The sequence below is a fragment of the Parachlamydia acanthamoebae genome, assembly GCF_000875975.1.
Classification (GTDB): Bacteria; Chlamydiota; Chlamydiia; order Chlamydiales; family Parachlamydiaceae; genus Parachlamydia; species Parachlamydia acanthamoebae.
This window is the reverse complement of sequence record NZ_BAWW01000063.1, coordinates 1-12,385: the sequence shown is the minus strand read 5'-3', so window position 1 is coordinate 12,385 and position 12,385 is coordinate 1. Positions and strand designations below refer to the sequence as shown.

Genomic DNA, 12,385 nt, shown 5'->3' with positions numbered 1-12,385 from the left:
ACCGCTTTAAAAAGACAGGATGTCCTTTATGAAGTTTACAGATCACCTTTGGCAACAAATTTCGCCCATCTATCAAAAGATTTTATCTAACCCTTTTTGCGTGGAGCTTGCTTCAGGGCAGTTAAGTCAGGAACGTTTCCACTTTTATATTCAGCAAGACGCCCATTACCTAATGCACTACTCGCGTGCTTTGGCTCTCATTGCTGGTCGTTCACATACGCCACAAATGATCGATATATTTTTGAATTTTGCACTGGATTCTATTGCAGCCAAACGCCGCTTATATAACACTTTTTTACCAGAAGGTTATTGCGACAGTTCCCCTAACCTTTCTACTGCCTGCATTGTCTACCCCAGATATCTCATTGCAACCGCCACAACCGCTTCTCTAGAAGAAGCAATTGCATCTGTAGTGCCATGCTTTTGGCTTTATCGAGAAGTAGGCCATCATGTGGGAAGTCAAATGGGCGACGATAATCCCTATCTGCTTTGGAAAAGTACCTATTCCAGCCAAAAGTATTCGGATGATACCGATAAGCTGATTGCTATTTTGGACGAAATCGCGGATAAAAGCTCAAATTCTACGTTAGCTCGTATTGAAGATACCTTTAAAGATTGTTCTCAATTTGAATGGCAATTTTGGAATGACGCTTACTATATGCATTACTTCCAGAAAAATTCTGTAAATAATGCCATATGCGCAGCCTAAAGCTTTCTAATGTCGTTGTTTAAAACATCTCTTGAAAAATTTGATCACATCATTTACCAATAGATTTTACTTTAAACAATTTACTTAATCATGCCGCTAGAAAAACGTCCTTCCCCACGCAGCATTTTTGGTCTGAGTTGGATGATTTTCTTTTTATCCGATGTGCGCCCAGGCATTGGTCCTTTTTTATCAATTTTCTTAAAATCATATCTGAAATGGAGCTCAGATTGGGTTGGACTTGCTCTCGGAACGATGGATTTAACAGCAGCCCTTAGCCAAATCCCTTGTGGCTTACTTGTTGACGCATTAAAAATAAAACGAGCCTTTTTATTTTGCTCTTGCTTAGCCATTTCTTTGGGCTGCCTGATTATTTTATACATCCCACAGTTTTCTACGGTTATTTTTGCCCAGGCATTGATCGGTCTAGCAGCGGCTATTATTCCACCCGCAATTGCTGCAATCACTTTAGGGCTTGTGGGAAGAAAGCAGTTACCTAAGAGAATCAGCTTAAACGAAACCTGGGGACATGCGGGCAACGTTGCTACAGCAGGCATCGTGGCTTTAGCGGATACCTACTAGGGAGCACCTGGATTTTATATTTTGTCATCTTCTTTGCCTGTGCGAGTGTCTTTTGCCTATCTTTCATCAATCCAAAAGAAATCGATCACTCCGCTGCTCGGGAATTAGCTATAGATTCTGATGGGAGACAAGAAAAGCCAATTCAAATTTATAAATTTTTGAAAGAAAGTTATTTGCTAATCTTTTGCTTCTCGGTATTTCTTTTCCATTTTGCAAATGCTGCTCAATTACCCCTTATTGGGCAGCTCCTCTCGTTAAAAAACGCAGCAATGAGCTCTTTGTTTATGGGAGGTTGCATTATTTTAGCACAAGTTGTCATGGTTGTAGTGGCGTATAGCTTAGGATTTGCAATGAATCATATCGGGCGAAAACCTATTTTTTTGCTCGGATTGGCCATATTACCACTACGAGCCACCCTGTATACGCTAACACTTAATCCTATCGCACTTCTAGCTATCCAGCTGCTGGATGGAATTGGGGCAGGAATCTTTGGAGTCATTGGAGTGATTACGATATCTGATATCGCTAAAGGAACAGGTCGTTTTAATTTTTCCTTAAGCTTAATCGCCTTATCGCAAGGAATCGGAGCCTCTTTAAGTAATGTAATGGCTGGCTATGTCGTGAGTCAGCTGGGCTTTAATAGTGGTTTTTTGATGCTTGCTTGTATCGGATTATTCGGCTTGTTTTTCTTTGGAATCTTTATGCCAGAAACAAAAAATTAAATATGGAAATTGCAGCATTTACGATTTTTTTTCTCGTTTATTTGGGAATGATATTAGGATTTTGGCCAGGTTTAGCGCTCGATCGCACAGGGATTGCGCTCCTTGGAGCTATCGCCTTTATCGAATTGCAAGGAATTTCAATTACAGAAGCTTCAAATTATGTTGATCTTCCTGCCCTGTCGATGCTTTTTAGCTTTATGATTATTTCTGCTCAATTTTATTACAGCGGCTTTTACACATCCCTCATTCATCGGATGGAGAAATGCTTACTCAGTCCGCCTCTTTTTCTACTGCTCGTCATCCTGATTTCCGCTATTTTATCTCCCGTTTTAATTAATGATATCGTTTGCTTGGCTCTTTCTCCGTTAATTATTAAAGTCTGTTTTCGTAAACAACTAAATCCTATTCCGTTTTTAATCGGCTTGGCCTGTTCTTCAAATATTGGGTCTGCATTCACGCTGATTGGCAATCCTCAAAACGTTTTGATCGGGCAAGTCCTGAATATTCCTTTTGTACAATATTTACAGTTTGCTTTTATTCCTTGCCTTCTGAGCTTGGCTGTAACTTGGTGGATTATCAAACTAAGCGTGAAGGGAAATTGGTTTCAAAAAGGCCCTGAAGTCATTTCTGACTCGATTTCCTATGATTTTTGGCAAAGTTGCAAAGGGATTTTTGTATTAATCCTTCTTCTCATCGCCTTCTTTTTTACATCGCTGCCTCGCGATCAGATTTCACTCGCTGCAGCTGGCTTTCTTCTGCTAAGCCGTCGAATGGCCTCTCAAACTATGTTAAATTTTATTGATTGGCAGCTGTTAGTCTTATTTATTGGACTTTTTATTGTGAATAGAAGCTTTTTGAATATGCATGAAAAAGATTTTTTCCCTCATCTATTTGAACAACTTCACTTAGATTTCGCTTCACCTATTCCATTGATCACACTCTCTGCGATTTTATCGAATGTAATCTCTAACATTCCCGCTGTGATGCTGATTCTCCCTTTTGTGCATACACCTTTGAATGGAACTTTATTGGCATTGTCTAGCACACTCGCTGGAAATCTGTGCTTGGTTGGCAGTATTGCCAACCTCATCGTGATCTCTCAAGCACAAGTCTATGGAATAAAAATTGATTGGAAAAAACACATGCGGGTAGGACTGCCTATCACACTCGCTTCTTTTATCATTTTGCTAGGCTGGATGTCTTGGATGCTGTAAAGCCCGGAAAATCCAATTAGGACTCAAAGGATTCTTATCGAACTTGATAGCAAACGTTACAATTTAATCGCAAAGACAGCTAAATAAATGGCTAAATCAAACAACGGGGGATTATACAACCTTCGTGCCGATCTCGTCTGTAAACTTGGAAACTGTTTCTTATTTAAAGAAATCACATTAAAGAGCCTTTTGCGAAGAATCCGCTTTTTTCAGTAATTCCTGAAAAAGTGCATCATTGCGCAATACGTCAAATTCCTTTTTCTCCAAAACTCTTCTCGGGGAAGGCAAACCGTCTTGAATCGCGCAGTTAAGCCAGCCAATGGCGGGACGCACTTCTCCTAATAGAGAATGACATAGAGCATTAATTAAAGCGCTTTCAAATCCAGGTTCATTTTGGTACAGTTGATTGCCTAGATTGATAGCGTGGCGCAATTCACCCTCACGATAAGCCAGCTGTTGCAAAAGGAGTGTTCCATCGGTACTTAACTCTCCCTTCACTTCTTTTAAACAGTCATATGCTTCTTTGAATTTGCCTTGTTGACTCAAAATTGCAGCGAGATGTTCTGTTGCTGTAGTATGCAAAATTCCATTTTGAGAAAGTTTTCGGATTTCCTTAAATTCATGAATCGCCTCGTCAAATTTACCTAAAGCAGCATCTTGCTCAGCTTCTCTAAATAACGATTGAATTTTTTCATCTTGATCTTGCGGAGTCAGAGGTAAGCTATTTTTCCAGCTGCGATAATTTTCAAAGGTAAGCATCAGAAATAAAGCCCCAGCAAAAACCTGACGAAACATGAAAAAAACAAAGCTGCATAGAGCCGAAAATAGCATGCTCAAAAATAAAGCAATTTTGATTCCTCGTATTCCAAAAATACCTTCCATCACAATAGATAGCAGACGCCCCCCATCCAGAGGATAAACGGGCAACAAATTCACAATTGTCCAAAAGAAATTAGCCATTGCCGTGATTTTTAAAGCATAAATCCCCACATTATCCGGAGATCCTTTAAAAAAGCGGAGTAAAAAACTGGCAATTATAAAGAGCATAAATCCTGCGATAGGACCATTCATAACAATGATAAACTCTTTCCACAAATTTAATTTTGTCCCAGATCTTTGCGTCACACCACCTAAAGCCACAAGCTCAATACGCGCGCGTTGTCCGAAAGCAACGGCTGTCAAAGCATGCCCATACTCATGAATCAACACAGACAGAAACACAATCACGGTCCAAACTAAAGTCCCCCCAACTGTTCCGCTACTCAACCAACCAATTAGCGCTGCAAGCAGCCAAAAGACGGGGTGAATATGCACAGATATTTTGCTGAAAGGAGAAAAAAGATTCATGATGACCTTAACGCTTTGTGAATTGTACTGCCCATTTCAGCTGGAGAAGTTGTCACATGCACTCCTGCTTTCTTGAGTGCCTCTATTTTACCTTGTGCCGTCCCTTTTCCTCCAGAAACAATTGCTCCGGCATGCCCCATTCTTCGTCCTGGTGGGGCCATTGTCCCTGCAATAAATGCCGCGACGGGTTTAGTACAATGCTCTTTGATCCACTCCGCAGCCTGTTCCTCGGCTTCTCCACCGATTTCCCCAATGAGTAGAATAGCGTTTGTTTCGGAATCTTTTTCAAATAGCTCCAAAATATCGATAAAATTCGTGCCATTTAAGGGATCTCCCCCAATCCCTACGCAACTAGATTGTCCGAGACCAAGTTGAGTCGTTTGCCACACAGCTTCATACGTTAAAGTTCCCGATCTGGAAACGATTCCAATATTCCCTTTTCGGTGAATATATCCTGGCATAATCCCAATCTTACATTCTTCAGGTGTAATAATTCCTGGACAATTGGGACCGATTAAGCGACTGGTTTTACTGGTTCGCATAACCGAGCTAACTTCCAGCATATCTCGGATAGGGATTCCTTCTGTAATGCAAATGATAAGAGGAATACCAGCATCCTCTGCCTCCAAAATTGCATCTGCAGCAAAGGGAGGGGGAACAAAAATCATGGAAGCATCACATTGTGTCGCTTTTTTTGCTTCGTAAACCGTTTCAAAAACAGGTAATCCAAGGGTTTCTTGGCCACCCTTTCCTGGCGTTACGCCACCCACAAAATGGCTACCATATTGCAGGCACTGTTCTGTATGAAAATTACCGGCTTTGCCTGTAATACCCTGTGTAATCACTTTGGTCTTTCGATTAACTAAAATTGACATTGAGAATATCTCCCTTACTTTTTTACAGCCGCAACAACTTTTTCAGCAGCTTCTGCCAGACTATCTGCAATTACAATGTTGACTCCCGAATCTTGGAGCATTTTTTTGCCTTTTTCAACATTCGTTCCTTCCATTCGAATGATTAGAGGAACGGTGACGTTCAGTTCTCCAGCAGCCGAAATAATCCCCGCAGCTAGGGTCACACAATTCATAATTCCACCAAAGATATTGACTAGGATCGCCTTGACTTTGGGATCGGCTAAAATAATCTTAAATCCTTCCGCCACTTTTTCTTGTGTGGCCCCTCCTCCTACATCGAGAAAATTAGCAGGTGCGCCTCCATAATGGTGAATAATATCCATCGTTGCCATAGCTAAGCCGGCTCCATTGACCATGCATCCGATTTCTCCGTCTAGAGCCACATAGGCAAGATCGTACTCTTTCGCCGCTGCTTCATTAGCAGGAATTTGTGAGGGATCATAATAAGAAGCGATTTCTGGCTGACGATAGAGCGCATTTTCATCGACACTGAGCTTGGCATCTAAGGCAATGAGTTCATCGTGCGCATTCAATACGAGGGGATTAATTTCTAGTAAGGAAGCGTCCGTTTCGATAAAAGCTTTCGCGATGTTTTTTGCCAACCTCATCCCTTGCTTGGCAATGTCCCCCTTCCATCCCATAAATTGAGAGATTTTTAATTGCTGAAATGGCTTTAAATCGCCATTAAAACTGATGGGGACGGTCATTATCTTGTCAGGAAATTTCTCGGCCACTTCCTCGATGTCCATGCCGCCCTCAGGAGAAGCAATTAAAACCGCCTGCGCTTTTTTTCGGTCAATAATAGCTCCCAAATAATATTCTTTTTTCACATCAACTAATGGAGAAATGATAATTTGATGTGCAACAACACCTTCAGGACCTGTCTGGTTATTTACAAGTTTCATCCCCAGCAAAGTCTTGGCAGTTTCTCTGATCTCTTCTCGACTTCTGGCAATTTTTACGCCTCCCGCCTTGCCTCTTCCCCCTGCATGAACCTGTATTTTTAGGACAGCTTCATCTAATTTTAACTGATCCAAAACGTGAGGAAGTTGCTCTAGTTTAGAAATAACAGCATAGTCTGAAATCGGCACTCCGTATTTTTTTAGAATGTTTTTCGCTTGAAATTCATGAATATTCATACGTTCTTCCCCTTTCCGTTTTTTTCGTTATGTGCTAGATTCTCATTTCTTAGCAATAGTTAACCACATTTGTAAACAATAGGGAAAGATGGCTTTTAATTTTTTAAAAAATTCATTTGAGAAAATGAAAAATGCGTTAACACACGCAGGCTCTCTTCTAGGCAATAAAATCCGCGCTCTTTTTCAAGGTCCCATTGATGATGAAACATGGGGAAAACTTGAGCAACTCCTATATGAGGCGGATTTAGGTGTTCAAACGGCCATCGAGTTAACCGAAAAGGTTAAAAAACTTTCTCAACAAAATTCTTCTCTAAAAGGAGATGAGTTATTAAGTTCTGTCCGCACAGAAATTTTACAGGTCTTAAATCAACATGCCTCCCCTTTAAGGGAAATATCCTCCAGCAGTGAACCGCTTGTGATTTTAATTGTCGGAGTCAATGGCAACGGGAAAACCACCTCTACGGCTAAACTAGCTAAATTTTTTCAAAGCCAAGGAAAAAAAGTGCTCGTTGCCGCAGCCGATACCTTTCGCGCTGCCGCTGTTGAACAACTAGATGTATGGGCTCAAAAGCTGGGGATTGATATTGTGAAAGGTGCTCCTAAAAGCGATCCCGCCGCTGTCGTTTTTGATGCCCTTAGTGCAGCAAAAGCTCGCCAGGCTGAAGTCGTGATTGTTGACACAGCAGGCCGCTTGCAAACCAAAATTGATTTAATGCAAGAATTAGAAAAAATTAAGCGTTCCTGCAAAAAATTCAATCCTGAAAGCCCGCAAGAAACACTCCTTGTCCTCGATGCCACAACTGGACAAAATGGGATTGATCAGGCCAAAGTGTTTAATCGTTACACCCCGATTACAGGTCTCATCCTCACGAAACTAGATGGCACATCCAAAGGGGGAATCGTTGTAAATATTCACAAACAACTCGGAATTCCTGTTAAATTAATCGGAATTGGGGAAGGAATAGATGATTTAGAACTATTTGATCCCGAAAAGTTCACAAATGCTCTTTTTTCTTAAAAGGCTTATATAAAGCATGTTAATAATTAATTAATCAATTGTTTGACACTTTATTAATTATTCTATAAAATGTAATTATAAAAGCTGATAGTAATACTATTAGCATCCTTAACATAAGGAGTTATTGTTTTTATTCTTCTCCTATAGAGAAGGTATAAAAATCAGAAGCTTAGCTTTAGTATTTTATGAATGAGGCGGCTTCTTACTCTTTACCTCAATTTATACTCAAAACCTTTCTAATTTCTTCATACATTAAATACTAGAGCTAAGCTTAGTTGATTGAGAAATCGATTGTTTCTCAATGATTCTTTTCATTTATAAAAAAAGGATCGTATTATGAAAACAATAAAGCATTTATTATTATTAGCTGTTTTAGTTGTTATGTCCTTTGGATTTAGTCAACTTCAAGCTGCACACGGCGGCGGTGGTGGCGGCCATGGCGGTGGCGGTCACGGCGGTGGTGGTGGTGGACACTGGGGCGGAGGTGGAGGCCACGGAGGATGGGGTGGCGGCGGTCACCATGGAGATTGGGGTGGAGGACATCACGGAGGCTGGGATCGCGACTGGGGAGGACGCAACTACTCTTGGTGGGGTGGAGGATATGGTGGATATCCTTACTACTACTACAACAATTACTATCCCTCTGATTCCTATTATGATTCTTCTTATTACTATCCCTATTATTATGATGATAGTAGTGGACTTTATGATTACTCTTATTAATTCTTGCAGAAGAGAGGATTTTAATTCTCTCTTTGCATAAGAGTTAAAGGATATAATAAAAATTTGACAAATTAATCTTCTAATTATATAATAAAATTATAGAGATAGAACGATTGATTGAGGTTTTGGCCTATAGAAATTACTGCAAACGCATTGTTGGTTTAGCCAACCCCCGTCACCCACCAGAGGGTATGGGCCTTTTTGAGTGCTATACTCGAAAAGGGAGGTAATCCTCAAAAGCATATTTAAGGCTTTTACCCAACCTTAAGTGACAGTTTACCAAAAACTGATGACGGAGCGTTTGCAGCTTTTTTATAAGATCGCAATGAAACATGAAACGCCTTGGTGCCAAAGGAGGCGGATATGAAAAAGTATTTATCTTGCTTATTTTTCTTCTTTTTATTTGGCATGTATATGTTTAACGCCACAGAAGCTTTAGCTCGGGATGGCGACGGACATGGTCATAATAATCGAAACTTTGGTTATCATCGCCATGGGCGTGGATATGAAAATAAAGGCTATTACCGTGGGTACCATTCCCCTTATTTTCATTACCCTTATTCTTCCTCCTATAACGTTTATCCTTATTATCCTTCTTCAGCTTATTACTATACTTATCCCTACAGTTATACTTATCCTTCTATTTATTATTCTTATCCCTATAACCCTTCTCCTTACTATTACGACATTTATACAGTTCCTTCTTACTATTGAATATGAAAGAGGCTTAAATGAAGAAAATTTGCTTTTGGTCGGTAGGTGACGGTGAATATGCAATTATGTTACAAAATCTTGTTCACTCCTTTCGAGAAGTGGGAATGGAAGAGGATTTTATTGCCTTTAGCGATCGGCCGATTCAAGGAGCAACCCAAACGATAATTACGCCTTCCTTCGATAAAAAGTTTTACTTATTTAAATTCTCTTTTCTCAAATGGTTTATCAACCAAAAATATGATTATGTTGTCTTTCTAGATTCGGATAATTTTTTCGTACGACATACACCTAACCTTCTCGAATTGATGAATGACACGCCCATCCACACATTTTTTGAATGCGACCTCTCCTATCCGGCCGAACGCAAAACCTGGTGGGAATGTCCATTAGAAAAATATGTGAGCATGATGCACGATTGTGGAATCACAAGTGAGAAGGTTTATAATATTAACGGTGGATTTTTTATTATTAAAAGAGAAGCCATTCAACTGGTATGTGAGCTAGCACAAGATTTTTGGACATATGCTGCGGAACAAGGTTTTTTACTTACCGATGAACCCCCATTGGCTTACGCCGCTCAAATGCTATGCGGGGATATTGAAAAACATCTACTTAAAAACCATTTCGACATTTGGGCCACTGATTGGACTGCTCAATATAAAGATAGGCTTCCAGATGGACATGAGTGGATCTTTAAAGATTATATGCGTTATAACACGTTTGTAATCAACCCTGCCATTGTGCACGCCTTAAAAAGTAAAAAAGCCTTAATCTCGGAAGGCTCAAAATATTTGAAAAGATCTAATAGTCTAATGATAAAAAAATAATTGCCACTATTTCATTTTTTAAATTAACCTCCCCACTAATGAAATTTGCCTAATTAATTAAATTGATTTTAATATAAAATAAGCGTATAATTAGCTTTTCTTCCTTCATAAAAGGAGATAGCATGTCCGATTTTAATTATGCTCTTGATGAGAGCCGCTACACCTGGCAAAATGCTTTACTTTGGGGTAATTTTACCGGACATTGTAAAAAAGCGACTCAAGGAAATTGGAGAAATAGAATTGTGCATACGCTCATAGCTGGAGCTGAATTTCTCCCAATTATAAGCCAAATTGCCTCCACCTTTGAGAAACTGATTGTAAATCCTAAACCTCAAAATCTCTCTGATTCACAGCGTATTCCCCCACAACAAGATCCCAGATTATTGGCAAAAGCTTCTTCTGCCTCCAAACGTTTGCAACGATCCTTTGAAAATGAAACACCTGAAAAATGGCAAAAACGATTTAATGAATTTCTTCTTAATCCTCAGGATTTTACGGGAATCGAGGGAGGAGAAAACTATTTGATCGGAACCCCATTTTCTGAATGCCACTGTTTTTCCCGCAATCACCGACAAGAAATCGAGAAAATCATTGTAGACGGTATCGACAAAAGGATAGAAAATAAGAGTGGCACCCTTCGCCTAGCTAGCTTTGGAGCAGGAGGATTGCTGCAGGATTTAATTATCCTCGGTAAGTTGATTCTAAAGGGGTTCAAAAATATTACGATTGATTTTGTTGATCTCCTCCCACCTAATCAAGAAAGAGCCAAAAAGCTCGAAGAAATGCTCAATAAGCTTCCTGGAGTAACAATCAACACATGTTGCATTTCTAGGATTGAACCCGAAAAAATGTACGATATTATCCATAGTATCGACTTTACCGACATCAATATTAGCAACGGTTCTGGATGGCAAGCGATTTTTAATGCTAAGCAGTCTTTGTTAGAAAACGGACAATTTTATTTATTTGGCGCCGGCAAATTCATACAACTCATTCTTAATGAAGATAATCATTTCACAGATCTACGCAACGATGTTGAAGCTTCCGTAGAAGGACTTTGCTCCAATACCCAATTTTTAAGTCTCCATCATGTGCCTAAAATCCATATTGTTGTGACAAGAGCTAACTGTTCTGCGAATTTTGATCTCCCGCACATTGCCAAAATACTTCAACTTTTGGCTAAAGAATTCGATAAGCCCATTCATGTAAGCTTATACGGCAATGAAGACATAAGAGTACCTGATAGTGCTTATCGTTTAACGGGCTCAGCAAACGAAAAAGTTTTGCAAACTCTTTCTGGAATAGATCAGCTAAGTGTCCAATACTATAAGGAAGATTTTAGTGAAGCACAACACCAGACAGCCCCGCAGATCTTCATTAAAAACCCCTTCGCCGAAAGCTTAACTGTAGAATTTACATCTTAGTGTAAACCTTTAATCTAAAAAGAAATCTTCTTTTAAGGGATTACCAGGAGAAACGGCATAATGACTAAAGTCCGTTACCCCCTTATCGCGCAATATATCCTCATCAATAAAAAAATGGCCGGTGCATTCCCGACTGTCTTTCAACAAAATTTCATACGCTGCATCTGCAACGATAGAAGGTAAGCGACAATGCTTAGTCGTACTTTCAATCGCTTGTGGGTCTTTTAAAATCGCCATAAGCGCAGCCGTGGCAATGACTGTTTTGGGCCATAAAGCATTGCTGCAATTCCGTCTTCGACAAATTCCGCGGCCATCCCTAATACGTACAAGCTCATCCCATATTTTGACATAGTATAAGCTAAATAGTCCTTAAACCATTTAGGGTTCATTTCCCATTTACGCATTGTTTAGACATCATTCTTAAAAAATTTTTATACGTGTGCATCTATAAAAAAATAGCTGCTAGTTTAATTGGCTTACAAAGACAAACTTCATCATCGAATAAGTAAATTTAGGAAAAATTATAAAAAAACATTGACTCAATTTTCAATTTTAATATAAACCCTCTGTTTTATTCATTTTTATTTTGAAGAGGGTGACATGAGATCTTTTCTAAATCTACTAGCCAGCCTAATTGTGCTCCTTAACCCCTTAATGGCAGAAGAAGATCTCACTCCTGAACCCTCAAACGAAGTGGTTAAAATTCCCCGCTCAACGACGGATGACAGTGATGGCCGCATTTCTTTTGCCAACCTTTTAGGCCTGCCGAGTGGAATCGTTGCGGGGATGGTGAATGTGGTCACAGGCGATTTTGTGCAACACGATATGGATTTTGTGATCCCCTCCTCGACCCCTCTAACCTTGGAACGCACCTATTCCAGCTCATTTGGAAAACATGGCACACTCTCCTTTGGATGGAATTTCAATCATTACAAGGCTCTAAATGTGCATCTCATGGGAGAAAATGGTATGAACTTGGTTTGAATGAAGGGATGGGAGCCATTGCCAAATTTGAAGGACATCGACCCATTGCTAAGTGCAAAATATCACCAGAT

At 39.8% G+C, this 12,385-nt stretch carries 15 protein-coding genes; 10 read left to right on the top strand and 5 right to left on the bottom strand.

Features of this window, described 5'->3' with window-relative positions; translation table 11 throughout:
• The first annotated feature begins 28 nt into the window (after positions 1–28).
• From AOM43_RS09555 to AOM43_RS09545, 4 genes are all read left to right on the top strand, one after another.
• Complete coding sequence (locus AOM43_RS09555) at positions 29–709, top strand: TenA family protein (protein WP_013925584.1); 681 nt, start codon at positions 29–31, stop codon at positions 707–709.
• A 90-nt stretch (positions 710–799) separates the two neighbouring features.
• Positions 800–1,288 (top strand): MFS transporter, encoded by a 489-nt coding sequence (locus tag AOM43_RS13815; RefSeq protein WP_226987480.1) that lies wholly within the window; start codon positions 800–802, stop codon positions 1,286–1,288.
• 284 nt (positions 1,289–1,572) lie between these two features.
• Entirely contained in the window at positions 1,573–2,010 is a 438-nt protein-coding gene (locus AOM43_RS13810; RefSeq protein WP_226987479.1) for an MFS transporter, read from the top strand.
• A 2-nt stretch (positions 2,011–2,012) separates the two neighbouring features.
• The gene (locus tag AOM43_RS09545; RefSeq protein ID WP_059360011.1) at positions 2,013–3,224 is read left to right on the top strand and encodes an ArsB/NhaD family transporter; all 1,212 of its coding nucleotides are present in this window, start codon (positions 2,013–2,015) and stop codon (positions 3,222–3,224) included.
• Between the two features lie 177 nt (positions 3,225–3,401).
• Here AOM43_RS09545 and AOM43_RS09540 read toward each other — a convergent pair whose 3' ends face one another.
• Genes AOM43_RS09540 through sucC form a run of 3 tightly spaced genes read right to left on the bottom strand, consistent with a single transcriptional unit; the run spans position 3,402 to position 6,624 of the window.
• Positions 3,402–4,571, bottom strand: coding sequence for a site-2 protease family protein (locus AOM43_RS09540; RefSeq protein ID WP_059360009.1), 1,170 nt, complete (start codon positions 4,569–4,571; stop codon positions 3,402–3,404).
• Positions 4,568–5,446, bottom strand: coding sequence for a succinate--CoA ligase subunit alpha (gene sucD, locus AOM43_RS09535; RefSeq protein WP_006341717.1), 879 nt, complete (start codon positions 5,444–5,446; stop codon positions 4,568–4,570). Before sucD ends, AOM43_RS09540 begins: the two co-directional genes overlap by 4 nt.
• A gap of 14 nt (positions 5,447–5,460) precedes the next feature.
• Positions 5,461–6,624, bottom strand: a complete 1,164-nt coding sequence (gene sucC / locus AOM43_RS09530) for an ADP-forming succinate--CoA ligase subunit beta (protein ID WP_006341718.1) — start codon at positions 6,622–6,624, stop codon at positions 5,461–5,463.
• A gap of 88 nt (positions 6,625–6,712) precedes the next feature.
• Between sucC and ftsY the strand changes: the two genes are divergently transcribed.
• From ftsY to AOM43_RS09505, 5 genes are all read left to right on the top strand, one after another.
• Complete coding sequence (ftsY, locus tag AOM43_RS09525) at positions 6,713–7,642, top strand: signal recognition particle-docking protein FtsY (protein ID WP_006341719.1); 930 nt, start codon at positions 6,713–6,715, stop codon at positions 7,640–7,642.
• A gap of 336 nt (positions 7,643–7,978) precedes the next feature.
• The gene (locus AOM43_RS13980; protein ID WP_264358369.1) at positions 7,979–8,365 is read left to right on the top strand and encodes a hypothetical protein; all 387 of its coding nucleotides are present in this window, start codon (positions 7,979–7,981) and stop codon (positions 8,363–8,365) included.
• Positions 8,366–8,728: 363 nt separating this feature from the next.
• Positions 8,729–9,079 carry a hypothetical protein gene (locus tag AOM43_RS09515; protein WP_006341721.1) on the top strand — a complete coding sequence of 117 codons (351 nt, stop codon included), beginning with the start codon at positions 8,729–8,731 and terminating at the stop codon, positions 9,077–9,079.
• Positions 9,080–9,096: 17 nt separating this feature from the next.
• Entirely contained in the window at positions 9,097–9,906 is an 810-nt protein-coding gene (locus AOM43_RS09510; protein WP_036746327.1) for a hypothetical protein, read from the top strand.
• 122 nt (positions 9,907–10,028) lie between these two features.
• Positions 10,029–11,330 (top strand): hypothetical protein, encoded by a 1,302-nt coding sequence (locus AOM43_RS09505; RefSeq protein WP_013925591.1) that lies wholly within the window; start codon positions 10,029–10,031, stop codon positions 11,328–11,330.
• Positions 11,331–11,339: 9 nt separating this feature from the next.
• On the opposite strand, the gene AOM43_RS13805 is transcribed toward AOM43_RS09505, so the two are convergent.
• Positions 11,340–11,567, bottom strand: a complete 228-nt coding sequence (locus AOM43_RS13805; protein ID WP_013925592.1) for a Rossmann-fold NAD(P)-binding domain-containing protein — start codon at positions 11,565–11,567, stop codon at positions 11,340–11,342.
• Positions 11,555–11,734, bottom strand: a complete 180-nt coding sequence (locus AOM43_RS13800) for a hypothetical protein (RefSeq protein ID WP_013925593.1) — start codon at positions 11,732–11,734, stop codon at positions 11,555–11,557. Before AOM43_RS13800 ends, AOM43_RS13805 begins: the two co-directional genes overlap by 13 nt.
• Positions 11,735–11,930: 196 nt before the next feature.
• Between AOM43_RS13800 and AOM43_RS09495 the strand changes: the two genes are divergently transcribed.
• Positions 11,931–12,314 (top strand): DUF6531 domain-containing protein, encoded by a 384-nt coding sequence (locus AOM43_RS09495; protein WP_059360004.1) that lies wholly within the window; start codon positions 11,931–11,933, stop codon positions 12,312–12,314.
• The last annotated feature ends 71 nt before the right edge of the window (positions 12,315–12,385 follow it).

What these genes read in the sequence shown, in the direction of transcription:
- AOM43_RS09505 (WP_013925591.1), top strand. Translation starts at nt 10,029, where the DNA reads ATGTCCGATTTTAATTATGCTCTTGATGAGAGCCGCTACACCTGGCAA.
- AOM43_RS13805 (WP_013925592.1), bottom strand. Translation starts at nt 11,567, where the DNA reads ATGGCGATTTTAAAAGACCCACAAGCGATTGAAAGTACGACTAAGCAT.
- ftsY (WP_006341719.1), top strand. Translation starts at nt 6,713, where the DNA reads ATGGCTTTTAATTTTTTAAAAAATTCATTTGAGAAAATGAAAAATGCG.
- sucD (WP_006341717.1), bottom strand. Translation starts at nt 5,446, where the DNA reads ATGTCAATTTTAGTTAATCGAAAGACCAAAGTGATTACACAGGGTATT.
- AOM43_RS09545 (WP_059360011.1), top strand. Translation starts at nt 2,013, where the DNA reads ATGGAAATTGCAGCATTTACGATTTTTTTTCTCGTTTATTTGGGAATG.
- AOM43_RS09515 (WP_006341721.1), top strand. Translation starts at nt 8,729, where the DNA reads ATGAAAAAGTATTTATCTTGCTTATTTTTCTTCTTTTTATTTGGCATG.
- AOM43_RS09495 (WP_059360004.1), top strand. Translation starts at nt 11,931, where the DNA reads ATGAGATCTTTTCTAAATCTACTAGCCAGCCTAATTGTGCTCCTTAAC.
- AOM43_RS09510 (WP_036746327.1), top strand. Translation starts at nt 9,097, where the DNA reads ATGAAGAAAATTTGCTTTTGGTCGGTAGGTGACGGTGAATATGCAATT.
- AOM43_RS09555 (WP_013925584.1), top strand. Translation starts at nt 29, where the DNA reads ATGAAGTTTACAGATCACCTTTGGCAACAAATTTCGCCCATCTATCAA.
- AOM43_RS13810 (WP_226987479.1), top strand. Translation starts at nt 1,573, where the DNA reads ATGGGAGGTTGCATTATTTTAGCACAAGTTGTCATGGTTGTAGTGGCG.
- AOM43_RS09540 (WP_059360009.1), bottom strand. Translation starts at nt 4,571, where the DNA reads ATGAATCTTTTTTCTCCTTTCAGCAAAATATCTGTGCATATTCACCCC.
- AOM43_RS13980 (WP_264358369.1), top strand. Translation starts at nt 7,979, where the DNA reads ATGAAAACAATAAAGCATTTATTATTATTAGCTGTTTTAGTTGTTATG.
- sucC (WP_006341718.1), bottom strand. Translation starts at nt 6,624, where the DNA reads ATGAATATTCATGAATTTCAAGCGAAAAACATTCTAAAAAAATACGGA.
- AOM43_RS13815 (WP_226987480.1), top strand. Translation starts at nt 800, where the DNA reads ATGCCGCTAGAAAAACGTCCTTCCCCACGCAGCATTTTTGGTCTGAGT.
- AOM43_RS13800 (WP_013925593.1), bottom strand. Translation starts at nt 11,734, where the DNA reads ATGCGTAAATGGGAAATGAACCCTAAATGGTTTAAGGACTATTTAGCT.